We start from the raw sequence: 24,672 nt of genomic DNA, 5'->3' as shown, positions 1-24,672 counted from the left end.
GCTCAGAGAACCTGGCGCAGCAGGCCGACCGCGGCGATGCCGGCCACGATCGCGGCGAGGTCGTGGCCGACGAGGCGCATCGCCGCGGCGGCGGCGGCGGTCCCGAGCAGCTCGGCCAGGCCGCCCAGCGCCACCATCGGCGCCAGCAGCGAGACGATGACGGCACCCGGGATGTGGCGGAGCCACGCCTCGACCCGCCGCGACATCGGCATCCAGCGCATCAGCCAGAAGCCACCGGCCCGCATCGCATAGGTTGCGAGCGCCATCCCGACGATCGCTGCCGCCGCCAGCGGGTCGACCGACCAGGGGTCAGCGGCCATCGCGCAGGGCGCCCGTGAGCGAGCCGGCGAGGGCGCCGGCGATGACGTGCCAGAAGCCGGGCACGACGGCGTGGACCGCGACCGCCACCCCGGCGGCGACCGCCCAGGGCAGGGCGTCGCCGCGCCCGCGCCACAGCTTCACCAGCACCGCGGCGAAGAAGGCGACGACCGTGAAGTCCAGCCCCCAGGTCCGGGGATCGCCGATGGCCGCGCCCGCGGCGTGGCCGAAGGCGGTGGCGGCGACCCAGGTCGAGAGCATGAAGAGCCCGCTGCCGACCAGGATTGCGCCCTCGCGCTCGCCGCGCAGGAACGCCTGGAGCTGCAGCGGCCAGTTGGTGTCGGTCATGAAGAAGAGCGAACCGTAGGCGCGGCCCCGCGACAGCCGGCTGTACCATGGGCGGAGCGCCGCCCCCATCAGCAGGTGGCGGGCATTGACGATCAGGGTCGCGACGACGACCGCGAAGACCGGCACCGGGCTGCCCCAGATGCCGATCGCCACGAACTGGGAGGAGCCGGCGAAGACGAGCGCGCTCATCAGCGTCGCCTCGGCGAGGCTGAGCCCGGCCTGCCGCGCGGCGACGCCGAAGACGAGGCCGAAGGCGACGCTGCCGAGCGCCATCGGCAGGGCGTCGCGGGCGCCGCGCAGGGCGCCCGCGGCGGTGAACGTCACCGGCCGGAGATGCTCGCTCATGCCGGCGTCGGACCCGTCACATGGAAGGATTCCGCGACCGGACGGGCGAGGATGCGGTCGGCGATGTCGCGCTTGCCGGCGCTCCAGCGCCGCTCCTCCTCCGGGTCGAGGAGGCGGGCGAAGCCGCGGCGCGCCATCTGCGAGTACCCCTCGGGGATGATGCCGTCCCGCAGCACCAGGACGAGGCGGCGCCCCTCGTACTGAACCTCGAAATAGTAGTTGCCGTCGAAGGATTCGGGACCGATCCCGAGCCTCCGGTCGACGATGACGCGGCGGTCGGTGAAGGCGCGGGTCAGGTACTCGAACCCGTCGAGCACGCCCGGCGGGTCGAGCCCGAGGACGAGGCGGATGCGGCGGCGGTCGAGCGGCCGGCCGTCGCCCAGGCGCTCGGTCGCGGTACGGATGACGACGAAGGCCTGGGCGAGCCCGTTCAGGAAGTCGCGGCCGTGATACTTCACGAGATCGTCCATGGTGACGGCGTGGACGAACGGGCCGTCGGCGACGTGCAGGATCCCGGTCATGCCGCCTCCGGTGCCGCGACGAAGGCGGCGAGCGCCTCGGCGGTCTCTTCGGGTGCCTCTTCGGCGAGGTAGTGCCCGGCGTCGATCGCGCGGCCCGAGACGTCGCGGGCGCGCTTGCGCCATTCGGCGATCGGGTCGAAATGCTCGGCGACCACGCCGGCGGCCCCCCAGAGCGCCAGCATGGGGCAGTCGATCCGGCGGTCGAGGTCGGCCTCGTCATGCTCGAGATCGATCGAGGCGGCGGCCCGGTAGTCCTCGCAGATGGCGTGGATGGTGCCGGGCAGGCGGTAGCAGCGGCGGTATTCCGCCATCGCCTCCGGATCGAAGATCCCGGCCTTGGTCCGCTGGCGCTTCTCCATGTGCCAGGCGAGGTAGAAGTCCGGGTCGGCCTGGATCATGCGCTCCGGCAGGTCGAACGGCTGGATGAGGAAGAACCAGTGGTAGTAGGGCCGGGCCCAGGCGAGGGAGATCTGTTGGTACATGGCGCGCGTCGGGACGATGTCGAGCGCCGCGAAGGTCGAGACGCGGCCCGGATGATCGAGGCAGAGGCGATGGCCGACCCGGCCGCCGCGGTCGTGGCCGACCAGCGCGAAGCGATCGAACCCGAGGCCGGCCATCAGCTCGACCTGGTCCTGCGCCATCGCCCGCTTGGAGTAGGCGAGGTGCGTCGCGTCGCTCGCCGGCTTGGCGCTGTCGCCATAGCCGCGGAGATCGCTGGCGACGACGGTGAAGTGCCGCGCCAGCAACGGGGCGACCCGGTGCCACATGGCATGGGTCTGCGGATGGCCGTGCAGCAGCAGCATCGGCGGGCCGGACCCGCCGACGACATAGCGGATCGGGCCGGCCGCCGTCATGGCGTCGCCCGTGCGGAATCCGTCGAACAGCATGGGGGCTCCTTCGGGGATCGGGCAGTCATCCTGCCCGACCGGACGCCCCCTCGCCAGGGTTCCCGAGCCGTGGTTCCCGAGCCGGGCCGGTCTCAGGCCCGGCGCACCTGCTCGGCGATGGCGCGGTAGTGGGCCAGCGGCGGGGTCTCCAGGCCCTCGACCTTGCCGATGTCGTCCCAGCGGCGGACGGCGACGGCGGCCTGGGCGTAGGGCTGGGCGATGAAGCGGTCGGCCTCGGCGCGGTCGAAGATTCCGCCCTGGAGCTCGAGGCTGCGGACCGATGCCGGCGACAGCGTGTCGTGGTAGCCGCTCTCGGCATGGCAGAGCCAGCGCTTGGCGTCGACATGGAGGCGGATCGGCTCGGTGACGTCCGGCCCGAACCAGCGCGCCAGGATGGCGGCGCCGGAGAACTCGTGCCGGTCGTCGATGCCGCGCAGCGCCGCATCGTCGCCGAAATCGTGGATGAGATGGCCGACATCGTGCAGCAGCGCGGCGGTGATCGCCGCCGCCGGGGCGCCCTCCTGCTCGGCGAGCTGGGCGCATTGCAGCGCGTGCTCGAGCTGGCTCACCGCCTCCTGGCCGTACTGCTCGGCGCCGGCCTTTTCCAGGACCGCGAACAGGTCGTCGAACGTTTCCATGGGCAAGGGTTCCTTCAGTAGAGCGTCGCCTGGATGCGGGCCGGCAGGGCCGCGTCGTACTCGGGGCCGCCGACGCGATCGGCACTGAGGGTGGCGAGGATGCGACCGCCACTCGGCAGCGCCGAGCGCGGGACATGCCGGGACGGGTCCCACAAAGCCGAACGCGCGAGGGCGCGCGAGCACTGGAAGAAGACGGTATCGACGGCGACGATCATGACCGAGCGCGGCGCCCTGCCGTCGACGGCGAAGCGGGCGAGGAGCGCCGGATCGACGGAGATCCGGGCGCGGCCGTTGACCCGCAGCGTCTCGCCGACGCCCGGCACCAGGAACAGCAGTCCGACGCGCGGGTCGGCGAGGACGTTGCGCAGGCTGTCGATGCGGTTGTTGCCGCGCCGGTCCGGGATCAGCAGCGTCTTCTCGTCCTCGACGACGACGAAGCCGGGGCCGTCGCCGCGCGGCGAGGCGTCGAGACCGTCGGGTCCGCTCGTCGCCAGCACGAAGAAGGGCGCGGCCTCGATGAAGGGGCGGTAGAGCGGATGGACATGGTCCACCTCCTTCACGATCGAGGTCTCGGTCGGCGTGCCGTAGAGGCGCTGCAGCGCCTCGGCGTCGCGGAGAATGTGGCTGTCGTCGTTCATGCGACCCGGTTTCCTTCCCGCCACACCGCGCGCACGAACGGCAGGCCGTCGCCATCGCGGACCCGGATCAGGTCGGCGCGGCGGCCGGGCTCGATGCGGCCGCGGTCGGCGAGCCCGACGGCGGCGGCCGGCGTGTCCGTCACCGTGGCGACCGCATCCGTCAGCGCCATTCCGATCGGCGGCCGCGTCAGCAGGAACGCGCCGTGCAGCAGGCTCTGCGGATAATAGTCCGACGACAGGATCGAGACGAGGCCGAGGCCCGCCAGTTCCGCCGCCGCGACGTTGCCGGAGTGGGAGCCGCCGCGCACCAGGTTGGGGGCGCCCATCATCACCTTCATCCCGGCCGCATGGGCGGCGCGGGCGGCTTCGACCGTCGTCGGGAACTCGGCGATGGTCATGCCGGCGGCCAGCGATTCCGCGACATGCGCCGCCGTCGCGTCGTCGTGGCTCGCCAGCGGCCAGCCGCGTTCGCGGGCGAGGGTGGCCATCCACGAGCGGTGGCGGGCGCTGAACTGCTCGGCCAGCGCCTTGCGGTGGGCCGAGAAGCGCTCGTACTCGGCGTCCGACAGGCCATGGCGCTTCTGGTAGCCGCGGCGGTAGGCCGCCTCGTCGGCGTACTGGCGCTGGCCCGGCGTGTGGTCCATCAGCGAGATCAGCCGGACCAGCGGATCGTCGAGGAACGGCGCGAACATCTCCGGCGCATCGGGCTCGCTCACCTCGATCCGCATGTGGAGGAAATGGTCGGCCTTCAGCATGTCGTGGCGGATGGCATGGGCGAGGCCGACCGGGGTCACCTCCAGGCTGCGCCGCCGCTGGGTGCCGGCGATGACGTCGCCGACGGCGACCGAATCGAAGACCGTGGTGATGCCGCAGCCGGCGACCAGGGCGTCGTGGGCGACGATCGCCGCCTCCGGCGGCCAGGACACGCCCGGCCGCGGCGTCAGGTGCTTCTCGAGGTTGTCGGTGTGGAGTTCGACCAGCCCCGGCAGCAGGTAGTCGCCGTCGAGGCCGAGCGCACCCGGTACCGCGCTGCGGCCGCGGGAGAGATCGGCGATGCGGCCGTCGCGGACGAGGAGGGTGCCGTCGAAGACGCCGTCCGGCGTGACGATTCGGGCGTCGGTCAGGATCGATTCGCGCATGGCGGCGATCCTATGCCGCCAGTGATGGCGGTCGCATGGCAAAGACGCGGTCGGCGACCTCGTCGCGGACCTCGGCGTCGTGAAAGATGCCGAGCACCGCCGCTCCGCGGGCCTTCGCCTCGCCGATCAGGGCGACGACGGTGCGACGGTTGTCGGCGTCGAGGGCGGCCGTCGGCTCGTCGAGGAGCAGGATCGGGAAGTCGACGACAAAACCGCGGGCGAGGTTGATGCGCTGCTGCTCGCCGCCGGAGAAGGTGGCCGGCGGCAGCGACCACAGCCGTTCCGGGATGCGCAGACGGGAGAGCAGGCGTTCGGCCCGGCGTTCGGCCTCGGCCGGGGGAAGGCCGACGGCGCGCGCCGGCTCCGCCACCACGTCGATCGCCGGCACCCGCGGGATCACCCGGAGGAACTGGCTGACATAGCCCAGCGTATGGCGGCGCAGTTCGAGGACGGTCTGGGGGCTGGCGGCCGCGACGTCGACCGTGGCACCGCGGTGGCGGACACGTATGGCCCCGGCCTGGGCGCGGTAGTTGCCGTAGACGAGGCGCAGCAGCGAACTCTTGCCGGCGCCGGACGGCCCGTTGAGCGCGACGCACTCGCCCGGCATCACCAGGAGGTCGATGCCCACGAGGACCGGCAGCACCACGCCGCCCTGGACGTGAAGCGTGAACTGCTTGCCGACGCCGGCGAGCGCGATCGCGGGATGGCTGGTCATGGGTGCAGGATCGAGGCGACGAGAAGCTGGGTGTAGGGATGCTGCGGGTCGTCCAGGACCTGGTCGGTCAGGCCCTCCTCGACGACGCTGCCGGCGCGCATCACCATCAGCCGGTGGGCGAGGAGCCGCGCGACCGCGAGGTCGTGGGTGACGACGACGACCGACAGGCCGAGATCTGCGACCAGCCCGCGCAGGAGGTCGAGCAGCCGGGCCTGGACCGAGACGTCGAGGCTGCCGGTCGGCTCGTCCATGAAGACGAGGCGCGGCCGGGAGACGAGGTTGCGGGCGATCTGCAGGCGCTGGAGCATGCCGCCCGAGAAGGTCCGCGGCATGTCGTCGATGCGGTCGCGGGCGATCTCGACCCGGCCGAGCCAGTCGAGCGCCGACGCGCGGATGTTGCCGTAGTGGCGGGCGCCGACCGCCATCAGCCGCTCGCCGACATTGGCGCCGGCGCTGACGCCCAGGCGCAGCCCTTCGACCGGATGCTGGTGGACGATGCCCCAGTCGGTCCGCATCAGCAGGCGCCGGCGCGGCTCGGAAAGCGCGAACACGTCCTGCGGTCCCGCCTCGCGGGTGTCGTAGACGATCCGCCCCTCGTCGGGTTCGAGCTGGGCCGAGAGGCACTTCAGCAGCGTCGTCTTGCCCGAGCCCGATTCGCCGACGATCCCCAGCACCTCGCCCGGCCAGAGGTCGAAGGTGACGTCGCGGCAGCCGATGCGGCTGCCGTAGCGCCGGGTCACGCCGGCGACCCGCATCAGCGGCTGGCCGCTCACGGCGCCGTCTCCGCCACCGGCTGGCCCAGTGCGTCCGGCTGCCGGCCGACATGGCCGGCGGCGCGGCGCTCGCCGCAATGGTCGCTGTCCGAACAGACGAAGATGCGGCCGCCGCGGTCGTCGACGATGACCTCGTCGAGGAAGCTGTCGGCGGCGCCGCAGAGCGCGCAGCACTGGTCCCAGCGCTGGACCTCGAAGGGGTGGTCCTCGAAGTCGAGGCTGACCACGGAGGTCCAGGGCGGCACGGCGTAGATGCGCTTCTCGCGGCCGGCGCCGAAGAGCTGGAGCGCCGGCGAGCGGTCCAGCTTCGGGTTGTCGAACTTGGGGATGGGCGAGGGGCGCATCAGGTAGCGGCCGCTCACCATCACCGGATAATCGTACGCGGTGGCGATACGGCCGTGGCGGGCGACGTCCTCGTAGAGCCGGACGTGCATCGCCCCGTACTCGGCCAGCGCATGCATCTTGCGCGTCTCGGTCTCGCGCGGTTCGAGCCAGCGCAGCGGCTCGGGGATCGGCACCTGGAAGACGATGATCTGGTCGCCGCGCAGCGCCCGCTCGGGGATGCGGTGGCGGGTCTGGACGATGGTCGCCTCGGCCGTGCGCTCGGTCGTCGCGACCCCGGTGGTGCGGGCGAAGAAGCGGCGGATGCTGACGGCGTTGGTGGTGTCGTCGGCGCCCTGGTCGATGACCTTGAGCACGTCCTCCGTGCCGATGATCGCCGCCGTCACCTGGATGCCGCCGGTCCCCCAGCCGTAGGGGAGCGGCATCTCGCGGCTGGCGAACGGCACCTGGTAGCCCGGGATCGCCACGGCCTTCAGGATGGCGCGGCGGATCATCCGCTTGGTCTGCTCGTCGAGATAGGCGAAGTTGTAGCCGTCCATCGTCATTCGTTCCCGGCCATGGCATCGGCCAGTGGCCGTTGCGCCGCCGCCGCCTTCCGGCGCAGCCCGCGCACCAGCACGAGTTCCGACTGGAAGTCGACATAGTGCGGCAGCTTGAGGTGCTGGACGAAGCCCGAGGCCTCGACATTGTCGGCGTGGCCGAGGACGAACTCCTCGTCCTGGGCCGGCGATTCGACCTCTTCTCCGAGCTCGCCCGCCCGCAGCGCCCGGTCGACCAGCGCCATCGCCATGGTCTTGCGCTCGCAATGCCCGAAGGCGAGGCCGTAGCCGCGGGTGAATTGCGGCGGTTCCGTCGCCGAGCCCTTGAACTGGTTCACCATCTCGCATTCGGTGACGGCGACGTCGCCGAGCGAGACCGGGAAGCCCAGCTCTTCCGGCACGAACTCGACGGCGACCGTCCCGAAGCGGATTTCGCCGGCAAACGGGTGGTTGCGGCCATAGCCGCGCTGGACCGAATAGCCGAGCGCCAGCAGGAAGCCCTCGTCGCCGCGGGCCAGCGCCTGCAGGCGGGCCGGGCGGCCCGCGGGGAAGGTCATGGGCTCGCGGGTGATGTCCGGTACCGGCGCGTCCGGGTCGGGGTCGGCCTCGGATTCGACGAGACCCTCGCGGTCGAGCATGGCCAGGACATGGGGCATCGGCTCGGGCTCGGCCTCGGCCCGCGGGCCGGTCGGCGCGGCGCCGCCGGCCGCCAGCAGCGAGAAGTCGAGCAGGCGGTGGGTGTAGTCGAAGCTGGGGCCGAGGATCTGCCCGCCGGGCAGATCCTTGAAGGTGGCGGAGATGCGCCGCGCCACCTGCATCCGCGCGGTGTCGATCGGCTCGGAGGCGCCGAAGCGCGGCAGGGTGGTGCGGAAGGCGCGCAGCAGGAACACCGCCTCGAGCTGGTCGCCGCAGGCCTGCTTCAGCGCCAGCGCCGCCAGTTCGCGGTCATAGAGCGAGCCCTCGGTCATCACCCGGTCGACGCCGAGGCCGAGCTGCTGGGCGATCTGGTCGGTGCTGATCTCCGGCACCCCGGGATCGCCGCGGCGGGTCTCGGCGAGCAGCCGCTCGGCATTGGCGATGGCGGCCTCGCCGCCCTTGACCGCGACGTACATCGGCCTACTCCTCGATCCGAACGGTGCGCGGCAGCGCCGCCACCCGATCGCCGGCCGCCAGGAAGAGGTCGATCCCGCGCGGGAAGAGGGCGCGGTTGGCGGCCCAGGCGGCGGCGAAGCCGGCAGGCAGCCCGTCGACGGCCAGCCGCGCCTCGTCTTCGATGCCGGGGCCGGTCAGGCGCCAGCCGGAGCCGGGGCGGAGGTCGGCGACCAGGACGATCAGGGTGGCGGAGCGGTCGGGGTAGGCGTCGTCGCCGGCCGGGAAGCGGTCGAGCGGCAGCAGGGCCGTCGCCGGCCCGGCGACGAGCGCGAACCGCGCCTGGGCCGCATCGGGCACCAGCGGCGCGCCGCAATGGAAGCGCAGCCAGGTGTCGACTTCCGGGGCGCGGGCGGCGGGGTCGAGCCAGAGCGGCGTCTCGAAATCGACCAGGGTCAGCAGGCTCGCCGCGGCGGCCGGCGACAGCGGTGCGGGCGCGGCGACGGCGGCACCGACACGGGCGACGGTGCCGGGGCGGGCGATCGCATCGAGCAGCGCACGGAAGGTCCGCTGGGAGTCGGCGACGGGATCGGCGAAGCCGGGGGCCGGGGCGGGACCGGGAAGGGGGCGCATCACTCGCCGCGCACCATGGTGAAGAAGCGCACCTTGGTCGCCGCCGCCTTCTCGCGCGCCGTCCGCTCCGCGGCCGCGAGGTCGGCGGCGACCGGCTCGATCACCGCCCGCATCACCGCCGCGTGCGTCGCCCGCTCCTGGAGCAGCGCGTCGAACACGGCGGCGAGTTCGGCCCGCCGATGGTCGCGACCGGCGACGTAGCCGTGCCCCATCGTCCCTTGCCGCGTCCGCACCACGCACCGGGTCACCGTCATCTCGCCGAGATTGAAGCGCGGGCCGGTGCCGCCGGAACGGCCGCGCACCATGACCATGCCGGTCTCGGGACGGCGCAGCAGGTCGTAGGCGGGCACGGCCTCGAGCGCGCGCCAGCCGGCCTCGAGGCGGTCGGCCGAGGCGCGGGCGAGCAGGCCCATCCAGCGTTGCCGGACTTCGATCCCGGCCTCCGGGCCGGGATCGCGCGGGCATGTGGGTTCGGAACTCGACATCTCGCGAATTTGTCTAGACGTCCATATGATTTGCGACGATAGTGCCCCAGCCTCGAGGTCCAGTAAAGCGACCAACCGCTGAAACTTTGATGACGACGACCGAAACGACGCCGCTGTCCCGCCGCCAGGGTGTCGCCCTGTGGCGTCAGATCGAGCAGACGATCGAGGCGGAGATCGCCGGGCGCCGTCTCGGGCCGGGCGATCGCCTGCCGACCGAGCACGCGCTCGCCGAGCGCTTCGGGGTCAACCGCCACACCGTGCGTCAGGCGCTGGCCGCACTCGAGGAGCGCGGGCTGGTGCGGGTGGAGCAGGGGCGGGGTACCTTCGTCCATGACGATCCGGTCGCCTATGCCGTGCGCAAGCGTACCCGCTTCAGCGAGACCATCCGGCGGCAGAACCGCGAACCGCATTCCCGCCTCGTGCGGGCGGCGACGGTGGCGGCGGAGGTGGCGATCGCGCGGCCGCTCGGCCTGCGCCGCGGCGAGAGCGTCATCCTGCTGGAGACCCTGGGCGAGGCCGACGGCCGGCCGATCAGCATCGCCTCGCATTATTTCCCGGCCTGTCGCGTTCCTGACATGATCCAGGCGTATCGTGCGGAGGAGTCGATCACCCGTGCGCTCGTCCGCTGCGGCATCGCCGACTACACCCGCAAGTCGACTCGGGTGACGGCGCGGCTGCCTTCGGCGGAGGACGCCCGGGCCCTGCACATGCCGCGTTCGCGGCCGGTGCTGGTGGCCGAAAACCTCAACGTCGATCCCGAGGGGCGCCCGATCGAGATCAGTATCGCGCGGATGGCGGCCGAGCGCGTGCAACTGGTCTTCGAGCCCTGAGACCGCCGGTCCCGCAACTTTCCGTCCCGAGCCCATGTCTGAGAGTAACTGGCAGTCCGCGCGCAACTGGCAGGTCGTCAACGGCCGCATCCTAACCGCCGCTGGTACCATCGTCGAAGCGGAACTCTCGATCGAAGGTGACTGCCTGGGCGGGCTCGGCGCCGGCGGCGGACCCACCCTCGACGCCGGCGGGGCGCTCGTCCTGCCCGGCATCGTCGATCTCCACGGCGACGCCTTCGAGCGTCAGATGATGCCGCGCCCCGGTGTCGCCTTCGCGGCCGAGCTGGCGCTGCTCGACAGCGACCGCCAGCTCGCCGCGAACGGCATCACCACCGCCTATCACGCCGTCACCTGCTCGTGGGAGCCGGGCCTGCGCTCGCTCGACAGTGCCGCCCGGCTCGCCGCGGCGGTGGCCGAACTGCAACCCCGGCTCGCCTGCGACACCCGCATCCATCTCCGTCACGAGGCCTACAATCTGGACGGCGAGGGGCCGTTGCTGGACTGGCTGGCGACGGGCCAGGTGGCTCTGGTCGCCTTCAACGACCACACTCCGGCGATGCTGCGGCACCTCGGCGACCCGGTGCGGCTGGCGCGCCTCGCCGAGCGCACCGGCCTCGCCGCCGATCCGTTCGGGCGGCTGCTGGCCGCCGTCGGCGCCCGCCGTGCCGAGATTGCCCCGTCGCTCGCCCGGATCGCCGCCGCCGCCCGGCAGGCGGGCGTGCCGCTCGCCTCCCACGACGACCCCGATCCCGACATCCGCGCCGGCTTCCGCCGGCTCGGCGCCCGCATCAGCGAGTTTCCGCTCAACCGCGAGACCGCGGCCGCGGCGGTGGCGGCGGGCGACACCGTGGCCATGGGCGCGCCCAACGTCGTCCGCGGCGGCAGCCATCTCAACCTCGTGGGCGCGGCCGAACTGGTGGGCGCCGGGCTCTGCACCGCCCTGATGTCCGACTACTACTATCCCGCCCTGCTGCAGGCGCCGTTCCGTCTGGCGGGGGACGGCATCCTGGCCTTCGCGCGCGCCTGGGATCTCGTCTCGGCCGGGCCGGCCGCTGCCGCCGGGCTCGCCGATCGCGGCCGCATCGCCGCCGGCCTGCGCGCCGACCTCGTCCTGGTCGACGAGCGCGCTCCCGGCCTGCCGCGGGTCGTCGCCACCGTCGCCGGCGGCCGCGTCGTCCATGCCGAGGGTCGGCTCGCCATCGGCGGAGGGTTCGCCGCCGCAGCCTGATCCCCGCTGCCGCGGCCGGCGATTTGCCGCTATACCTCCCCTTCGCCCGCCGCAGAGCCTGCCGCCAGGAGAGCCGGAATGGCCCGAATCTTTGATCCCGCGCCCGCCGCCGCCATCATCGCCGAGGCCCGTCTCGGACGCCGCCTGCTGACGCCGCTGGCCGCCGACGTGGCGCCCGCCGATCCCGCCGAGGGCTACCGGGTGCAGTTCGCCCTGCACGGCCTGCTGCAGCCGCGGCTCGGTCCGCGCGTCGGCTGGAAGATCGGCGCCACCACCCGCGTCATGCAGGAGTGGCTGGCGATTGACCATCCCTGCGGCGGCGGCGTCCTCGAATCGGGCCTGCGCCCCGACGGCGGGTCGTTCGTCGCCGCCCAATGCTTCCGGCCGATGGTCGAGACCGAGATCGTGGCGCGCCTGTCGGCCGACCTGCCGGCCCGACCCGGCGGGCACGACCGCCAGTCGGTGGCGACCGCCGTCGCCAGCCTGCATCCCGGGATCGAACTGGTCGACGATCGCTACGACGACTTCGCCGCGGTCGGCGTGCCGGCGCTGATCGGCGACGATTTCTTCCAGGCCGGTGCCGTCATCGGCGCCGCCGCGCCGGACTGGCGGGCGCTCGACCTGCCGGCGCTCCGCGGCCGGGTGACGATCTCGGGCGCGGCCCGCGGCGAGGGGGTGGGGGCGGCGATGATGGGGCATCCGCTGGCGGCGCTGGCCTGGCTGGCCAACACGCTCAACGCCGCCGGAACGGCGCTCCGGGCGGGCGAGTTCGTCTTCCTGGGCAGCGTCGTCGCGCCGCAGCCGGTCGTCGCCGGGGACCGCGTCGAGGTGGCATTCGACGGGCTCGGCCGCGTCGGCGTATCCTTCGGCTGAAGAGGGATACGCGTCGGGCCGCGCCGCGGTCGCGCCCGGACGGAGGAACCATGAACAACGGCCGGCTGGTGGTCGGATTCTCGTGCGTCGGGCACGGCCTCTCGCATCTCGTGATGCTGCTCTACCCGACCGTCGTGCTGGCGCTCGAGCGGGAGTGGGGGCTGCCCTACGGCGAGTTGCTGTCGCTGTCGCTCGCGGGCTTCATCCTTTTCGGCGCCGGCGCGCTGCCGGCCGGATGGCTCGGCGACCGCTGGAGCGCCGAGCGGATGATGCTGATCTATTTCCTCGGCACCGGCGGCGCCTGCATCCTGACGGGGCTGGCGACCGGGCCGCTCGGCATCGCCGCCGGCCTCGGCCTGATCGGGCTCTTCGGCTCGATCTACCATCCGGTCGGCATCGCCTGGCTGGTCCGGGCCAGCGTCAACCGCGGCAAGGTCCTGGGGATCAACGGGCTCTTCGGTTCGGCCGGGCTGGCGGCCGCCCCCTTCGTCGCCGGCGCGCTGACCGACCTCGTCTCCTGGCGCTGGGCCTTCATCGTGCCCGGATTGGCGACCATCGCCTTCGGGCTGGCGCTGGCGCTGTGCATGAAGCAGGGCACGGTGGTCGCGCTGAAGGAGGACCGCCTGCCGGAGAAGGCCGCGGCGCGTGGCGACATCATCCGCGTCTTCTTCGTGCTGTCGGTGACCATGGCGGCCGCGGGCGTCATCTTCCAGGGCATCACGCTGGCCCTGCCCAAGGTCTTCGCCGACATGACGCCGGCCATCACCGGCGGGACGGCGGCCGGCGCCGGGATGCTGGTCACGGTCGTCTATCTCGTCTCGGCGGGCGGCCATGTCGTCGGCGGCTGGCTCGCCGACCGCTACCCGGCCAAGCCGATCTATCTCTGGGGCTGGCTCGCCCAGGTCCCGCTGCTGGCGCTGGCGGCGACGGCGCAGAACTGGCTGCTGTTCGCCTTGGTGACCACCCAGGCGCTGCTCCATATCGGGGTGACCCCGGCGGAGAACCTGCTGCTCGTCAAGTACACGCCCGGCAGGTGGCGGGCGACCGCCTTCGGGGCGAAGTTCGTGCTGGCGCTCGGCGTCAGCGCCGCCGCGGTGCCGCTGGTGGCGATCGTCTACGACAGCACCGGCAGCTTCTACTGGTTCTTCGTGACGCTGGCCGGGCTGGCGGGGCTGATCGTCGCCGCGGCGGCGATGCTGCCCGGCGAGCGCCGGCCGCCGCGGTCGACGATCGTGGCGAGCCCGGCGGAATAGCCGCCGCCGGGCTCGCGGGTCCGGCTCAAGCGGTCTTGGCGAGGGCCTGGTCGAGGTCGGCGATGATGTCGCCGACGCTCTCGATGCCGATCGACAGGCGGACGACGTCGGGACCGGCGCCCGCCGCCGCCCGCTGCTCGTCGGAGAGCTGGCGGTGGGTGGTCGAGGCGGGGTGGATGATGAGGCTGCGGGTGTCGCCGATGTTGGCGAGGTGGGAAAAGAGCTCGCAGCCCTCGACCAGCTTGACGCCGGCGTCGTAGCCGCCCTTGACCCCGAAGGTGAAGACCGAGCCGGCGCCGCGCGGCAGGTACTTCTTCGCCAGCCCATGATAGGGGCTGGACGGCAGCCCGGCATAGGAGACCCAGGCGACCGCGGGGTGCGATTCCAGGAATTCCGCCACCTTCTGCGCGTTGGCGACGTGGCGCTCCATGCGCAGCGCCAGCGTCTCGGTGCCGGTCAAGGTCAGGAACGCATTGAGCGGGGCCATCGCGGCGCCGAGGTCGCGCAGGCCGAGCGCGTGGCCGTGGACGGTCAGCGCCAGGTCGCCGAAGGTCTCGTGGAAGCGCAGCCCGTGATAGGCGGGCTCGGGCTCGCTGAGCGACGGGAAGCGGCCGCTCTTCGTCCAGTCGAAGCGGCCGCTGTCGACCATCATGCCGCCCATCGAGTTGCCGTGGCCGGAGAGGAACTTGGTCGTCGAGTGGATGACGATGTCCGCACCCCACTCGATCGGCCGGCAGAGGTAGGGCGAGGCCATGGTGTTGTCGACGATGAGCGGGATGCCGGCCTCCCGCGCGATCGCGGCCACCGCTGCGATGTCGGTGACGACCCCGCCCGGATTGGCGAGGCTTTCGACGAAGATCGCCTTGCACTTGGGCGTCAGCGCCCGGCGGAAGTTCTCCGGATCGTCGGAATCGACGAAGCGCACGGTCCAGCCGAACTTCTGGAAGCTGCGGCCGAACTGGGTGATCGAGCCGCCATAGAGGCGCTTGGCCGCGAGGAACTCGTCACCCGATTCGAGGAGGGCGAAGAACGCCATCATCTGCGCGGCATGGCCCGAGGCGCAGCCGGTCGCGCCGCGGCCGCCCTCCAGGCTCGCCACCCGCTCCTCCAGCGCCGCCACCGTCGGGTTGGTCAGCCGCGAATAGATATAGCCGTAGGTCTGGAGGTTGAAGAGCGAGGCGGCGTGGTCGACGTCGTCGAAGACGTAGGCCGTCGTCTGGTAGATCGGGACCGTGCGGGCGCCCGTGGTCGGGTCGGGCGCCGCGCCGGCGTGGATGGAACGGGTCTCGAAGCCGAACTTGGTCTTGTCGGTCATGATTGCACCTTGCGGGTCCGCTTGGAGGTGATGATGCCGGAATCGAAGCCGCCCCAGGACAGTTCGCCGGAGTGGCGGCCGAACTCGATCTTGGGGCAGCGGTCCATGACGACCTTGAGGCCGTGCGCCTCCGCCTCGGCGGCGGCGGCGTCGTGGCGGACGCCGAGCTGCATCCACACGACCTTGGCGCCGATCCGGATCGCATCGGCGACGATGCCGGGCGCGGCATCGGCGGCGCGGAAGACGTCGACCATGTCGACCGGCACCGGCACGTCGGCGAGCGTGGCATAGACGCGCTCGCCCAGGATCTCCTCGCCGGCCGCCCGCGGGTTGACCGGGATGACCCGGTAGCCCTTGCCCTGCAGGTACTTCATGACGAAGTAGCTGGGCCGGTTCCAGTTCGGGCTGGCGCCGACCATGGCGATGGTCCTGGTGTCGCGCAGGATGCCGGCGATGTACTCGTCGGAATAGCGGTCGTGGTCCATCAGCAGCCTTTCCACACCGGCGGGCGCTTCTCGACGAAGGCGCCGATGCCCTCGGCCGCATCGGCCGCCATCATGTTCCGCGTCATCACCTTCGATGCGTAGGCGTAGGCCTCGGCCAGCGGCATCTCGCGCTGGCGGTAGAAGGCTTCCTTGCCGATGGCGAGGACATGCGGCGACTTGGCGGCGATGGTGCCCGCCAGCGCATCGACCGCGGCCCGCAGCCGGTCCGCCGGCACCACCCGGTTGACGAGGCCCAGCGCATGGGCCGTCGCGGCGTCGACGGGCTCGCCGGTCAGCAGCATGTGCATGGCCGCCTTGGCGCCGACGGCGCGCGTCAGCGCCACCATCGGGGTCGAGCAGAAGAGCCCGATATTGACGCCCGGCGTGGCGAAGCGGGCGCTCTCGGCGGCGACCGCGAGGTCGCAGGTGGCGACGAGCTGGCAGCCCGCCGCCGTCGCCATCGCATGGACCTCGGCGATCACCGGCCGCGGCAGGCGGGTGATCTGCAGCATGAGGTCGCTGCACTGGCGAAAGAGCCGCTCCATGGTGGCACGGCCCGGGTCGGCGCGGACTTCCTTGAGGTCGTGCCCGGCGCAGAAGGCGGGCCCGTTGGCGGCCAGCACCACGACCTTGACTGCCGGGTCGGCCTCGATGCGCGCCAGTTCCTCCGAGAGCGTGGCCATCAGTGCCACCGACAGCGCATTGCGCGCCTCCGGGCGGTTGAGGGTCAGGCGGGCGATGCCGTCGCGATCCTCGCGGAGCAGCAGGGGTGGGTCCTGGGTCGCCGGTGCCAGCATCGGGTGGGGCCTCGCCGGTGCGGGGGATGGGCAGCATAGATGCCGGTCGCGCCCGCCGGATGCAAGCCGGCGGGGCGGGCGGATCAGGCGGCGATCGCCGCCGCCCGGGCGCGGGCGCCCGCCGCGGCATCGGGTTCGCCCGCGGCCGACAGCACCTCGGCGAAGTTGCCCCAGCTCCAGCCGCACCAGGGTTTCAGCCGCGTGCGCTCGGACCAGAGCGCGCGGGCGAGCGGCAGGCGGTCGGCGCGCAGCGCCGCCAGCGCCAGCATCTGCTGGAAGACGTCGCGCTGGGCCCGGCTGCCGCCGATCCGCGCGAGCGCCGGGCGCGCCGCCAGGAACCGGTCGACGGCCCGGCCGTAGTCGCCGGCGCGATAGGCGAGGATGCCGTCGACGAGGTCGGCTCCGGCCTCGCGCATCACCTGCGATTCCGTCTCCCCGGCGGCGGCGAAGCTGCGGCAGCTGGCGGCGAAGCGCTCGGCCTCGCCGGGCTTGCCGGCGGCGGCCAGCGCCATGGCGAAATGGGCATCGGCGAAGACCAGCATGTGGTCGTCGATCCGCTCGGCGGCGCGCGCCGCCAGTTCGTCCCAGCGCCCCCCGACGGCGACGCCGACATTCTCCAGCCGCCACAGGAACGAGGCGGCGTTGGCGATGTCGAGCGAATCGTCGGTCGATTCCGTCCGCACCTGGCGGTCGTAGAGGGCGAGCGCCGCGTCATGGCGGCCGCGGTCCCAGTGGAAGAGCGCGCGGTGCCACCAGAGATGGTTGGTGAAGTTGTGGCACTCGCCGAAATTGCCTTCGAGCCCGGTGATCCAGGCGACGCCCTCGTCGGCGCGGCCCTGCATCTCCATGACGTGGGCGACGGCGTGGGTCGCCCAGACGTCGTGCGGGTGGATCTCGACCGCGCGCCGGCCGTCGCGCTCGGCCGCCGCATAGTCCCCGGCCTCCTCCTGGGCGAAGGCATAGGCGCCGAGCATGAAGCCGTAGCCCGGCACGCGCTCGTCCCAGGCATGGAGGCAGCGCGCGAAGGAGGCGCGCATCTCCTCGGCGTCGCCGAGGTAGAAGTGCCCGAAATTGGCCAGCCGGAGCGCGATCGCGTCGCGGGGATGCTCGGGCAGGATCGCTTCCCAGCGGCGGATCGCGCCGGCGAAATCGCCGGCGACCCAGGCGGCCAGGGCCGCGACGTGGTCCTGCTCGCGCCGGGTGGCGCCGGCCGCCGCCGCCTGGGCCGCCGCCAGCGATTTCGCCGCCCGCGGCACCAGCGTCCGGTTGCCCATCAGCATCATGTAGTAGCCGCGCAGGACATTGGCGAAGACGCAGGCCGGATCGGCCGCCAGGCCCGGCTTCAGCCGGTCGCCGGTATCGAGGCGGAAGGCGAGGAAGGCAGCGATCGAGGCGTCGATCGCCGCGACGGCGGCCGGGTCGGCGGCGGTGACGGCGAGGCCGCGGGCGTCCTTAAAGAGGGGCATGGCCGATTCCTGGGGGCGGGGGCGTCTCCTTCCCGCAGCCTGCGCCCGGCCTGCGCTCCGGCGCAACGTCCGGCTGCTTCCCGGCCCTGCGGCGTGCCGTCATACTGCGCCTCGGACCGAAGGGAGGCGGGCGGACATGGACGGCGAAGGGGAGGCGCGCATCACGCGGGCGGCGTTCGACCGCCTGTGCGCGGAGGAACTGCCGTTCACGGTCTCCTTCGGCTTCCGGCTGGACGCGATCGGCGGGGGATGGGCGCGCTGCCGGGCGCCCTTCCGGCCGGAATCGATCCGTCCCGGCGGGACCATCGCCGGCCCGATCCTCATGGGGCTCGCCGACTTCGCCCTCTATGCCGCCGTCCTCAGCCGGATCGGCGCGGTGCCGCTGGCGGTGACGACGAGCCTCACCACCAACTTCCTGCGCCGGCCGCGACCGGCCGACGTGCTGGCCGAGGCACGCCTCCTGAAGCTCGGGCGGCGGCTGGCCTACGGCGAGGTGACGCTCTTGTCGGAGGGCGAGGCGGAGCCCGTCGCCCACGTCACCGGCACCTACTCGATTCCGCCCTCGGCGACCGCCCAATAGAATGTGGTATCATGATACCAGCGTGGAAAAAGGCCGTTGGCATCGGGCGTTTTCGCGTTGACACGCCATCGGGCGGCGCGTAGACAGCGCTCCCGAAGCGGCGCCCGGCGGTGCCGCGCCGTTATTTGATCGAGCGTGTCCCCGATGAAGACCTATTCCGCAAAGCCCGCGGACATCAGCAAGAAGTGGGTGCTGATCGACGCCGAAGGGCTGGTGCTGGGCCGGCTCGCGAGCGTGATCGCGATGCGCCTCAAGGGCAAGCACAAGACGACCTTCACCCCGCACATGGACTGCGGCGACAACGTCATCGTCGTCAATGCCGACAAGGTCCACGTCACCGGCCGCAAGCTGGAACAGGACGTGTTCTACTGGCACACCGGCTATCCGGGCGGGATCAAGGGGCGCACGAAGGGCGAGATCCTGCGTGGCCGCTTCCCCGAGCGCGTGCTCGAGAAGGCGGTCGAGCGGATGATGAAGAAGGACAGCCCGCTCGCCCGCCAGCAGATGAAGAACCTGCGCGTCTACAAGGGGGCCGAGCACCCGCACGCGGCCCAGCAGCCGGAGCTGCTGGACGTCGCCGCGATGAACCCCAAGAACAAGCGCAAGGGCTGATCCGATGGCCGAGACTCTCGAATCCCTGGGCCAGCTCAAGGACGCGCTGGCCGCTGCCAAGAACCCGCCCGCCGAAGCCGAAGCGGCCCCGGAGGCCGAGGTCGCGCTGCGCGAGCGCCAGGTCGACCGCTTCGGCCGGGCCTACGCCACCGGCAAGCGCAAGAACGCGATCGCCCGCGTCTGGCTGAAGCCGGGCTCCGGTGCCATCACCGTGAACGGCAAGGACCTCGACACCTACTTCGCGCGGCCGGTGCTGCGCATGATCATCAACCAGCCGTTCCAGGTGACGACCCGCGAGAACCAGTACGACATCTACTGCACGGTGGTCGGCGGCGGCCTCTCCGGGCAGGCGGGTGCCGTGCGCCACGGGATCTCGCAGGCGCTGAGCCACTACGAGCCGGAACTGCGCTCCGCGCTCAAGAAGGTCGGCTTCCTCACCCGCGACAGCCGCGTCGTCGAGCGCAAGAAGTACGGCAAGGCCAAGGCCCGCCGCAGCTTCCAGTTCTCGAAGCGCTGAGCGACTGGGCCATCTCTTCGACGGGGGCCGTGCCGCGAGGTGCGGCCCCTTTCTTTTTTCGGTTCCGTGCGAACCGCGGCCGGTGTAGAAGCGACCCCATGTCCATGTCGAACGCATCCGCAGCCACTGCCGGAACGACCGCGCGCCCCGCCGGGCTGCGACGTCGCCGCGTGCGAACGATCGGCTGAGCGCCGGGCCCGTCGGGCCCACCGGATCCCGCAGGGGGCCGCGCTCAGCGCGGCCTTTTTCGTTTTGCGATCTTGCGTCCCGCCGGGTGGGCGCAGCACATAGGGACGGATTGGAGGAGGGTGGTTCCATGGTCACCACGAGCGGCAAGCCCAGCGTCTTCATCGACGGCGAGGCCGGGACCACCGGTCTCGGCATCCGCGAGCGGCTGCTGGCGACGCCATGGGTGGAGTTGAAGAGCCTGCCGGCCGACCGGCGCAAGGATCCCGCGGCGCGCCAGGCCCTGATGGCCGAGGTCGACCTCGTCGTGCTCTGCCTGCCGGACGACGCGGCCCGGGAATCGACGGCGCTCGCCGACGCGCTCGGGGATGCGGGCCCGCGTGTTCTCGACGCCAGCACCGCCCACCGCGTCGCTCCGGGCTGGACCTACGGCTTCGCCGAGATGGCGCCCGATCAGGCGGCGCAGATCGCGGCCGCGCGGCGGGTGACCAACCCCGGCTGCTATCCGACCGGGGCCATCGCCCTGCTGCGGCCGCTGGTCGACGCCGACATCCTGCCGGCCGACTACCCGGTCACGATCAATGCGGTGTCGGGCTACAGCGGCGGCGGCAAGGGCATGATCGAGGCGCATGACCGCGAAGGTGGCCCCGCCTTCGAGCTCTACGGCCTCAAGCTCGAGCACAAGCACCTGCCCGAGACCCAGCTCTATTCCGGCCTGACGCGGCGGCCGATATTCGTGCCGTCGGTCGGTCATTTCCGGCAGGGCATGCTGGTCTCGGTGCCGCTGCACCTCGACACGCTGAACGGCCGGCCGACCGGCCGCGACCTCGAGGCCTGCCTCGCCGACCGCTACCGCGGCGCAGAACTGGTCGCCGTCGTGCCCGTCGGCGAGGGCAAGGAGATGGTCGACCGGATCGTCCCGGACACGCTCAACGACACCGACCGGCTGGAACTTCGGGTGTTCGCGAGCGAGAAGCACCGCCAGGCGGTGCTCGTCGCCCGGCTCGACAATCTCGGCAAGGGGGCGTCGGGCGCCGCCGTCCAGAACATCGGGCTGATGCTGGGCCGGAGCGCGCTCCGGGCTGCGGCGGAGTAGGCGCCATGAACGACTTCGCTCCGACCCCGGGCGGCATCCTGATCCCGTTCCGCGGCAAGCGCCCGCGGGTCGCGCCCGATGCCTTCATCGCCCCGACCGCGGTGCTGATCGGCGACGTCGAGGTCGGCCCGCAATCCGGCATCTGGTTCGGCTGCGTGCTGCGCGCCGATACCAACACCATCCGGATCGGCGCCCGCAGCAACATCCAGGACGGCACCATCATCCACGTCAATCCGGGCGCGGAGCACGCGACCATCATCGGCGACGACGTCACGGTGGGGCATCTCTGCCTGATTCACGCCGCCCGGCTGGAGAGCGGCGCCTTCGTCGGCATGAAGGCCGCGGTCATCGACGGCGCGGTGGTCGAGGGCGGGGCGATGGTCGCGGCGGGTGCCCTCGTCACGCCCAACAAGCGGGTCCCGTCGGGCGAGATGTGGGCCGGCAGCCCCGCCGCCTTCAAGCGCAAGATCTCGCCGGAGGACTGGAAGGCCTTCGCCCGCACGGCCGAGCGCTACGCCGAATTCGGCCAGGAGTACCGGGCGGAGGGGATCGGCGTCGTCGCGGGCTAGGCAGGGGCCGCGCCGGCCCGCTAAGCTCCCGGTCCATCGACGGACGAGGGGGCTGGAGATGGCGACGGATTTCGGATGGACGCGGCGCGGCGTCCTCGGCGGGGCGGCCGCGCTGGCCGGGACGGCGGCCGCCGGGCGCATCGCCCGGGCGGCGGCCTGCAGCCGGGTGGTGGTCGGGACCTGGGGCGGCGACTATCAGCGGCTGCTGACCGCCAACATCGAGAAGCCGCTGACCGACCCGCAGGGGCTGGAGACGGTGCACGACGTCGGCACTTCGTCGGCGCGCAAGACCAAGCTGCTCGCCGGGCGCGCGTCCCGCCGCGGCGCCATGGATATCGCCTGCCTCAGCGATCTCGACACCTACGAGATGAACGAGGCCGGGGTGTTGGCGCCGATCGACCTGGCGCGGGTGCCGAGCCACGCCAACCTCATCAAGCCGCTGGTGCGCCCCTTTGCCATCGCGCACATCTATTCGGCGAAGGTCATCGTCTACAACCCGACGAAGATCCCGGCCGCGCCGCAGTCCTTCAACGATCTCTGGGACCCGAAATACAAGGGCCGGGTCGGGCTCGTCGACGGTCACTACGCCCAGAACATCGAATCGGCGGCGCTCGTCAACGGCGGCAGCATGTCGAACTACGAGCCCGGCAAGGCCAAGCTGCTCGAACTCAAGACGCTGGTCGAGCCCAAGGTCTACCCCTCGAACGAGGCGCTGGCGGCGGCGCTGAAGAGCGAGGAGGTGTGGATCACGCTGATGTTCAAGGCGCGCGGATTCATGTGGAAGAAGGCCGGCATCCCGGTCGAGTGCGCGACGCCGAAGGAGGGGGCGACGCCCTACATCTCCGACATGGCGGTGGTGAAGAACGCCGAGAACCTGGACTGCGCCTGGCGCTACATGGAGGCGATGCTGCGACCGGAGGCGCAGGTCGGCTTCGCCGACCGCATGGGCTACCTGCCGACGGTGACCAACGCCAAGCTGCCGCCGGACCTGGAGAAGGAGATCGGCTTCTCGGAGGCCGAGATCGCTGCCTTCAACCTGCCGGACTACGGCTACGTCGCGAAGAACGCGGCACCCCTGCTCGAATGGTGGAACAAGAGCTTCAAGGGCTGATGCGGCGGAACCGGGCGACCGGCGCGGGACCCCTCAGTCCCGCGTCGACACCTTGACGTAGCGTCCCGGCGCATCCTCGATCGGCCTCAGTTTGCCCGCGCCCGGAACCCGCGCCTTGACCTGTCCCCCGGCATACTTGGACAGCCACTTGCGCCAGTGCGGCCACCAGGAGCCGGGAACCTCCTCGGCCTGGGCCAGCCATTCGTCGGGCGTCGGCGCCAGGCCGTCGCTCTCCCAGTGGCTGTACTTGTTGCCGGCCGGCGGATTGACGACGCCGGCGATGTGGCCGGACGCGGCGAGGCAAAAGGTGATCGGGCCGGAATAGAGCTTCGTCGCCGCATAGGTCGACTTCCAGGGCGCGATATGGTCCTCGCGGGTCGACAGGATGAAGACCGGCAGGTCGACGCGCCGGAGGTCGATCGGCACGCCGGCGAGCGTGATGCCGCCCGGTTCGACGAGGCGGTTCTGCTGGTACATCTGCCGCAGGTAGAAGCTGTGCATGGCGGCCGGCATCCGCGTCGAATCGCTGTTCCAGTAGAGCAGGTCGAAGGGGAACGGCTCCTTGCCGAGCAGGTAGTTGTTGACCACGAACGACCAGATCAGGTCGTTGGCGCGCAGCATGTTGAAGGTCGTCGCCATGGCCGAGCCGTCGAGATAGCCGCGCTCGTTCATGCGCGCTTCCAGTGCCTGGAGCTGCTCCTCGTCGATGAAGACGCCGAGCTCGCCCGCCTCGGTGAAGTCGACCATGGTGGTGAAGAAGGTGGCCGAGTGGAAGCGCCGGTCCTTCTTGACCGCCATCCACGACAGCGTGGCGGCGAGCAGCGTCCCGCCCAGGCAATAGCCGATGACGTTGACGGACTTCTCGCCCGTCGCCTGCTGGATGGCGTCGAGGGCGGCCAACGGCCCTTCCAGCATGTAGTCCTCGAACGTCTTGGCCGCGAGCCGCTCGTCCGGGTTGACCCAGGAGACGACGAAGACCGTCAGCCCCTGGTCGGTCGCCCATTTCAGGAACGAGTTCTTCTCGCGCAGGTCGAGGATGTAGAACTTGTTGATCCAGGGCGGGATGACCAGCAGCGGCCGCCGATCGACCTTCTCGGTCGTCGGTTCGTACTGGATGAGCTGCATCAGGTCGTTCTCGTAGACGACCTTGCCGGGGGTGACGGCGACGTTGCGGCCGACCTCGAAGGCGGTCTCGTCGGTCATGCGGATTTCGAGCCGGCCGTCGCCGCGCTCCAGGTCCTCCAGCAGGTTCTCCAACCCCTTGACCAGGTTTTCGCCGCGCGAATCGATGGTCGCGCGCAGCACCTCGGGGTTGGTCAGGACGAAGTTGGAGGGCGCCATCGCGTCGACGAACTGGCGCGTGTAGAAGTCGACCTTGCGGGCGGTCTTGTCGTCGAGCCCCTTCACGTCGCGCACCACCGATTGCATCCAGCGCGCGGTCAGGAGGTAGGACTGCTTGATGTAGTCGAAGACGGCGTTCTCGTCCCAGGCGGCGTCCTTGAAGCGGCGATCGCCCTCGGCCGGCGCCACCAGGGGCGGGGCCTCGTCGGCACCCAGCCACTTCTGGGTGGTGCGCTGCCAGAGTTGCAGGTAGTCGGTCCAGAGCTGCATCTGCGCCTGGACCAGCCGGCTCGGGTCGGCCATCAGCCGCGCCGTCATCTCCATGAACGCATGGCCGATGTTCAGGGGATCGGCCATGCCGACCCCGTCGCGGCTGGTGGTCTGGCGCTGCAGGAACTCGGCGACCAGCTTCTGGCTGCGTTCCCCGATGGCGGCGAGCGCGCGCGACATCTCGATCGGATCCGGGACCGTCTTGTCGGCGTCCTTGCCCTCGGCCATTCGCACCTCTCCTCAGCGCACCGTCGTTCCCGCCGCGGCGCCCGGAATGCTAGGGTCGCCACGATAGCCTTGATATAAGGGGCCTGTCTCGCCACGTCGCCCCCCGGCGAACGCAAGGCAACGGGGGGCGGCGGCGGGCCGTTCCGGGGGACGGAAGCGCAAGTACGAGGGATCGTCGAGGATCATGGGCATCACCAGGAAGGCAGGGCCGGTCGTCGCGGCCGGATTGGCGCTGGCGGTCGGCGCCTGCTCGTGGTTCGGGGGCGAGACCCCGCCGCGTCGCCCGGGCGCGGAGACCAAGGAGCCGAACCTCGCCAGCGTGCCGGCCAAGCCCAAGCCGGTCCTGACGGCCGAGCAGCGCAAGGCGCTGACCCAGGAATTGGTCCGGGATCGCGAGAACGCTCGCTATTCGACCCAGGATTTCCGCATCGGCAACGTGCCAGAGGCGGCCCCGCCCCGGCCGGCGCCACCGCGGCCGGCGCGCGCCGCGCGGCCGGCCGGACCC

28 protein-coding genes and 1 pseudogene are annotated in these 24,672 nt (G+C 71.7%); 11 read left to right on the top strand and 18 right to left on the bottom strand.

Annotated elements, in window-relative coordinates; translation table 11 throughout:
* Positions 1 to 2 precede the first annotated feature (2 nt).
* From ACE3Q3_RS08110 to phnG, 13 genes are all read right to left on the bottom strand, one after another.
* Positions 3 to 320 carry an AzlD family protein gene (locus ACE3Q3_RS08110; RefSeq protein WP_374444354.1) on the bottom strand — a complete coding sequence of 106 codons (318 nt, stop codon included), beginning with the start codon at positions 318 to 320 and terminating at the stop codon, positions 3 to 5.
* Positions 310 to 1,011 carry an AzlC family ABC transporter permease gene (locus ACE3Q3_RS08105; protein ID WP_374444352.1) on the bottom strand — a complete coding sequence of 234 codons (702 nt, stop codon included), beginning with the start codon at positions 1,009 to 1,011 and terminating at the stop codon, positions 310 to 312. Before ACE3Q3_RS08105 ends, ACE3Q3_RS08110 begins: the two co-directional genes overlap by 11 nt.
* Positions 1,008 to 1,532 (bottom strand): hypothetical protein, encoded by a 525-nt coding sequence (locus ACE3Q3_RS08100; protein ID WP_374444350.1) that lies wholly within the window; start codon positions 1,530 to 1,532, stop codon positions 1,008 to 1,010. Before ACE3Q3_RS08100 ends, ACE3Q3_RS08105 begins: the two co-directional genes overlap by 4 nt.
* The gene (locus ACE3Q3_RS08095) at positions 1,529 to 2,419 is read right to left on the bottom strand and encodes an alpha/beta fold hydrolase (protein ID WP_374444348.1); all 891 of its coding nucleotides are present in this window, start codon (positions 2,417 to 2,419) and stop codon (positions 1,529 to 1,531) included. The genes ACE3Q3_RS08100 and ACE3Q3_RS08095 overlap by 4 nt, the downstream gene beginning before the upstream one ends.
* Positions 2,420 to 2,511: 92 nt before the next feature.
* Positions 2,512 to 3,057 carry a phosphonate degradation HD-domain oxygenase gene (locus ACE3Q3_RS08090; RefSeq protein WP_374444346.1) on the bottom strand — a complete coding sequence of 182 codons (546 nt, stop codon included), beginning with the start codon at positions 3,055 to 3,057 and terminating at the stop codon, positions 2,512 to 2,514.
* Between the two features lie 14 nt (positions 3,058 to 3,071).
* Entirely contained in the window at positions 3,072 to 3,695 is a 624-nt protein-coding gene (locus tag ACE3Q3_RS08085; RefSeq protein WP_374444344.1) for a pyridoxamine 5'-phosphate oxidase family protein, read from the bottom strand.
* A complete protein-coding gene (locus ACE3Q3_RS08080; protein ID WP_374444342.1) occupies positions 3,692 to 4,834 on the bottom strand; it encodes an alpha-D-ribose 1-methylphosphonate 5-triphosphate diphosphatase in 1,143 nt (380 codons plus the stop codon). The genes ACE3Q3_RS08085 and ACE3Q3_RS08080 overlap by 4 nt, the downstream gene beginning before the upstream one ends.
* A 10-nt stretch (positions 4,835 to 4,844) precedes the next feature.
* Complete coding sequence (gene phnL, locus ACE3Q3_RS08075; RefSeq protein ID WP_374444340.1) at positions 4,845 to 5,549, bottom strand: phosphonate C-P lyase system protein PhnL; 705 nt, start codon at positions 5,547 to 5,549, stop codon at positions 4,845 to 4,847.
* Complete coding sequence (phnK, locus tag ACE3Q3_RS08070; protein WP_374444383.1) at positions 5,546 to 6,304, bottom strand: phosphonate C-P lyase system protein PhnK; 759 nt, start codon at positions 6,302 to 6,304, stop codon at positions 5,546 to 5,548. The genes phnL and phnK overlap by 4 nt, the downstream gene beginning before the upstream one ends.
* A gap of 14 nt (positions 6,305 to 6,318) precedes the next feature.
* Positions 6,319 to 7,203, bottom strand: a complete 885-nt coding sequence (locus ACE3Q3_RS08065; RefSeq protein WP_374444338.1) for an alpha-D-ribose 1-methylphosphonate 5-phosphate C-P-lyase PhnJ — start codon at positions 7,201 to 7,203, stop codon at positions 6,319 to 6,321.
* Positions 7,204 to 7,205: 2 nt separating this feature from the next.
* The gene (locus ACE3Q3_RS08060; RefSeq protein ID WP_374444336.1) at positions 7,206 to 8,315 is read right to left on the bottom strand and encodes a carbon-phosphorus lyase complex subunit PhnI; all 1,110 of its coding nucleotides are present in this window, start codon (positions 8,313 to 8,315) and stop codon (positions 7,206 to 7,208) included.
* 4 nt (positions 8,316 to 8,319) lie between these two features.
* Complete coding sequence (gene phnH, locus ACE3Q3_RS08055; RefSeq protein ID WP_374444334.1) at positions 8,320 to 8,925, bottom strand: phosphonate C-P lyase system protein PhnH; 606 nt, start codon at positions 8,923 to 8,925, stop codon at positions 8,320 to 8,322.
* Positions 8,925 to 9,410 carry a phosphonate C-P lyase system protein PhnG gene (phnG, locus tag ACE3Q3_RS08050; protein ID WP_374444332.1) on the bottom strand — a complete coding sequence of 162 codons (486 nt, stop codon included), beginning with the start codon at positions 9,408 to 9,410 and terminating at the stop codon, positions 8,925 to 8,927. The genes phnH and phnG overlap by 1 nt, the downstream gene beginning before the upstream one ends.
* Before the next feature lie 89 nt (positions 9,411 to 9,499).
* On the opposite strand from phnG, the gene phnF reads away from it, so the two are divergent.
* The 4 genes from phnF (at position 9,500) to ACE3Q3_RS08030 (ending at position 13,594) form a co-directional block, all read left to right on the top strand.
* On the top strand, positions 9,500 to 10,240 hold the full coding sequence (gene phnF, locus ACE3Q3_RS08045; protein WP_374444330.1) for a phosphonate metabolism transcriptional regulator PhnF: 741 nt from the start codon (positions 9,500 to 9,502) through the stop codon (positions 10,238 to 10,240).
* Positions 10,241 to 10,274: 34 nt separating this feature from the next.
* Positions 10,275 to 11,468: an alpha-D-ribose 1-methylphosphonate 5-triphosphate diphosphatase gene (locus tag ACE3Q3_RS08040; RefSeq protein ID WP_374444328.1), complete on the top strand. Its 1,194-nt coding sequence runs from the start codon at positions 10,275 to 10,277 to the stop codon at positions 11,466 to 11,468.
* Between the two features lie 78 nt (positions 11,469 to 11,546).
* Entirely contained in the window at positions 11,547 to 12,341 is a 795-nt protein-coding gene (locus ACE3Q3_RS08035; protein WP_374444326.1) for a 2-keto-4-pentenoate hydratase, read from the top strand.
* 50 nt (positions 12,342 to 12,391) lie between these two features.
* Entirely contained in the window at positions 12,392 to 13,594 is a 1,203-nt protein-coding gene (locus ACE3Q3_RS08030; RefSeq protein WP_374444324.1) for an MFS transporter, read from the top strand.
* Positions 13,595 to 13,619: 25 nt separating this feature from the next.
* On the opposite strand, the gene ACE3Q3_RS08025 is transcribed toward ACE3Q3_RS08030, so the two are convergent.
* From ACE3Q3_RS08025 to ACE3Q3_RS08010, 4 genes are all read right to left on the bottom strand, one after another.
* Positions 13,620 to 14,909 carry an O-acetylhomoserine aminocarboxypropyltransferase gene (locus tag ACE3Q3_RS08025; protein ID WP_374444322.1) on the bottom strand — a complete coding sequence of 430 codons (1,290 nt, stop codon included), beginning with the start codon at positions 14,907 to 14,909 and terminating at the stop codon, positions 13,620 to 13,622.
* Entirely contained in the window at positions 14,906 to 15,394 is a 489-nt protein-coding gene (locus ACE3Q3_RS08020; protein WP_374444320.1) for a CoA-binding protein, read from the bottom strand. Before ACE3Q3_RS08020 ends, ACE3Q3_RS08025 begins: the two co-directional genes overlap by 4 nt.
* A complete protein-coding gene (locus ACE3Q3_RS08015; RefSeq protein WP_374444318.1) occupies positions 15,394 to 16,191 on the bottom strand; it encodes an enoyl-CoA hydratase in 798 nt (265 codons plus the stop codon). The genes ACE3Q3_RS08020 and ACE3Q3_RS08015 overlap by 1 nt, the downstream gene beginning before the upstream one ends.
* Positions 16,192 to 16,274: 83 nt before the next feature.
* A complete protein-coding gene (locus ACE3Q3_RS08010; RefSeq protein ID WP_374444316.1) occupies positions 16,275 to 17,657 on the bottom strand; it encodes a tetratricopeptide repeat protein in 1,383 nt (460 codons plus the stop codon).
* Positions 17,658 to 17,793: 136 nt separating this feature from the next.
* Here ACE3Q3_RS08010 and ACE3Q3_RS08005 point away from each other — a divergent pair, with 136 nt between their 5' ends.
* The 6 genes from ACE3Q3_RS08005 (at position 17,794) to ACE3Q3_RS07980 (ending at position 22,328) form a co-directional block, all read left to right on the top strand.
* Complete coding sequence (locus ACE3Q3_RS08005; RefSeq protein ID WP_374444314.1) at positions 17,794 to 18,237, top strand: PaaI family thioesterase; 444 nt, start codon at positions 17,794 to 17,796, stop codon at positions 18,235 to 18,237.
* A 144-nt stretch (positions 18,238 to 18,381) separates the two neighbouring features.
* Positions 18,382 to 18,849, top strand: coding sequence for a 50S ribosomal protein L13 (gene rplM / locus ACE3Q3_RS08000; protein WP_374444312.1), 468 nt, complete (start codon positions 18,382 to 18,384; stop codon positions 18,847 to 18,849).
* 4 nt (positions 18,850 to 18,853) lie between these two features.
* Complete coding sequence (rpsI, locus tag ACE3Q3_RS07995; protein ID WP_374444310.1) at positions 18,854 to 19,366, top strand: 30S ribosomal protein S9; 513 nt, start codon at positions 18,854 to 18,856, stop codon at positions 19,364 to 19,366.
* A 316-nt stretch (positions 19,367 to 19,682) separates the two neighbouring features.
* Positions 19,683 to 20,648 (top strand): N-acetyl-gamma-glutamyl-phosphate reductase, encoded by a 966-nt coding sequence (argC, locus tag ACE3Q3_RS07990; protein ID WP_374444308.1) that lies wholly within the window; start codon positions 19,683 to 19,685, stop codon positions 20,646 to 20,648.
* A gap of 5 nt (positions 20,649 to 20,653) precedes the next feature.
* Complete coding sequence (locus ACE3Q3_RS07985; protein ID WP_374444307.1) at positions 20,654 to 21,217, top strand: gamma carbonic anhydrase family protein; 564 nt, start codon at positions 20,654 to 20,656, stop codon at positions 21,215 to 21,217.
* A 58-nt stretch (positions 21,218 to 21,275) separates the two neighbouring features.
* Entirely contained in the window at positions 21,276 to 22,328 is a 1,053-nt protein-coding gene (locus ACE3Q3_RS07980) for an extracellular solute-binding protein (RefSeq protein WP_374444305.1), read from the top strand.
* Between the two features lie 33 nt (positions 22,329 to 22,361).
* Here ACE3Q3_RS07980 and ACE3Q3_RS07975 read toward each other — a convergent pair whose 3' ends face one another.
* Positions 22,362 to 24,167: a PHA/PHB synthase family protein gene (locus tag ACE3Q3_RS07975; protein WP_374444303.1), complete on the bottom strand. Its 1,806-nt coding sequence runs from the start codon at positions 24,165 to 24,167 to the stop codon at positions 22,362 to 22,364.
* Between the two features lie 184 nt (positions 24,168 to 24,351).
* On the opposite strand from ACE3Q3_RS07975, the pseudogene ACE3Q3_RS07970 reads away from it, so the two are divergent.
* A pseudogene (locus ACE3Q3_RS07970) lies at positions 24,352 to 24,672 on the top strand (hypothetical protein); the annotation flags it as partial.

Origin of the sequence: Allostella sp. (genome assembly GCF_041913585.1) — a bacterium.
GTDB lineage: Bacteria > Pseudomonadota > Alphaproteobacteria > ATCC43930 > Allostellaceae > Allostella.
This window is presented reverse-complemented; position numbering and strand designations above follow the sequence as displayed.

Bases quoted from the DNA above. Each gene is read 5' to 3' on its own strand.
- argC (WP_374444308.1), top strand. From the start codon at position 19,683: ATGGTCACCACGAGCGGCAAGCCCAGCGTCTTCATCGACGGCGAGGCC.
- ACE3Q3_RS08015 (WP_374444318.1), bottom strand. From the start codon at position 16,191: ATGCTGGCACCGGCGACCCAGGACCCACCCCTGCTGCTCCGCGAGGAT.
- phnK (WP_374444383.1), bottom strand. From the start codon at position 6,304: ATGCGGGTCGCCGGCGTGACCCGGCGCTACGGCAGCCGCATCGGCTGC.
- phnL (WP_374444340.1), bottom strand. From the start codon at position 5,549: ATGACCAGCCATCCCGCGATCGCGCTCGCCGGCGTCGGCAAGCAGTTC.
- ACE3Q3_RS08085 (WP_374444344.1), bottom strand. From the start codon at position 3,695: ATGAACGACGACAGCCACATTCTCCGCGACGCCGAGGCGCTGCAGCGC.
- ACE3Q3_RS08010 (WP_374444316.1), bottom strand. From the start codon at position 17,657: ATGCCCCTCTTTAAGGACGCCCGCGGCCTCGCCGTCACCGCCGCCGAC.
- ACE3Q3_RS08005 (WP_374444314.1), top strand. From the start codon at position 17,794: ATGGACGGCGAAGGGGAGGCGCGCATCACGCGGGCGGCGTTCGACCGC.
- ACE3Q3_RS07975 (WP_374444303.1), bottom strand. From the start codon at position 24,167: ATGGCCGAGGGCAAGGACGCCGACAAGACGGTCCCGGATCCGATCGAG.
- ACE3Q3_RS07980 (WP_374444305.1), top strand. From the start codon at position 21,276: ATGGCGACGGATTTCGGATGGACGCGGCGCGGCGTCCTCGGCGGGGCG.
- ACE3Q3_RS08110 (WP_374444354.1), bottom strand. From the start codon at position 320: ATGGCCGCTGACCCCTGGTCGGTCGACCCGCTGGCGGCGGCAGCGATC.
- phnH (WP_374444334.1), bottom strand. From the start codon at position 8,925: ATGCGCCCCCTTCCCGGTCCCGCCCCGGCCCCCGGCTTCGCCGATCCC.
- ACE3Q3_RS08105 (WP_374444352.1), bottom strand. From the start codon at position 1,011: ATGAGCGAGCATCTCCGGCCGGTGACGTTCACCGCCGCGGGCGCCCTG.
- ACE3Q3_RS08035 (WP_374444326.1), top strand. From the start codon at position 11,547: ATGGCCCGAATCTTTGATCCCGCGCCCGCCGCCGCCATCATCGCCGAG.
- ACE3Q3_RS08100 (WP_374444350.1), bottom strand. From the start codon at position 1,532: ATGACCGGGATCCTGCACGTCGCCGACGGCCCGTTCGTCCACGCCGTC.
- rplM (WP_374444312.1), top strand. From the start codon at position 18,382: ATGAAGACCTATTCCGCAAAGCCCGCGGACATCAGCAAGAAGTGGGTG.
- ACE3Q3_RS08060 (WP_374444336.1), bottom strand. From the start codon at position 8,315: ATGTACGTCGCGGTCAAGGGCGGCGAGGCCGCCATCGCCAATGCCGAG.
- ACE3Q3_RS08025 (WP_374444322.1), bottom strand. From the start codon at position 14,909: ATGACCGACAAGACCAAGTTCGGCTTCGAGACCCGTTCCATCCACGCC.
- rpsI (WP_374444310.1), top strand. From the start codon at position 18,854: ATGGCCGAGACTCTCGAATCCCTGGGCCAGCTCAAGGACGCGCTGGCC.
- ACE3Q3_RS08020 (WP_374444320.1), bottom strand. From the start codon at position 15,394: ATGGACCACGACCGCTATTCCGACGAGTACATCGCCGGCATCCTGCGC.
- phnF (WP_374444330.1), top strand. From the start codon at position 9,500: ATGACGACGACCGAAACGACGCCGCTGTCCCGCCGCCAGGGTGTCGCC.
- ACE3Q3_RS08040 (WP_374444328.1), top strand. From the start codon at position 10,275: ATGTCTGAGAGTAACTGGCAGTCCGCGCGCAACTGGCAGGTCGTCAAC.
- ACE3Q3_RS08095 (WP_374444348.1), bottom strand. From the start codon at position 2,419: ATGCTGTTCGACGGATTCCGCACGGGCGACGCCATGACGGCGGCCGGC.
- ACE3Q3_RS08065 (WP_374444338.1), bottom strand. From the start codon at position 7,203: ATGGACGGCTACAACTTCGCCTATCTCGACGAGCAGACCAAGCGGATG.
- ACE3Q3_RS08090 (WP_374444346.1), bottom strand. From the start codon at position 3,057: ATGGAAACGTTCGACGACCTGTTCGCGGTCCTGGAAAAGGCCGGCGCC.
- phnG (WP_374444332.1), bottom strand. From the start codon at position 9,410: ATGTCGAGTTCCGAACCCACATGCCCGCGCGATCCCGGCCCGGAGGCC.
- ACE3Q3_RS08030 (WP_374444324.1), top strand. From the start codon at position 12,392: ATGAACAACGGCCGGCTGGTGGTCGGATTCTCGTGCGTCGGGCACGGC.
- ACE3Q3_RS08080 (WP_374444342.1), bottom strand. From the start codon at position 4,834: ATGCGCGAATCGATCCTGACCGACGCCCGAATCGTCACGCCGGACGGC.
- ACE3Q3_RS07985 (WP_374444307.1), top strand. From the start codon at position 20,654: ATGAACGACTTCGCTCCGACCCCGGGCGGCATCCTGATCCCGTTCCGC.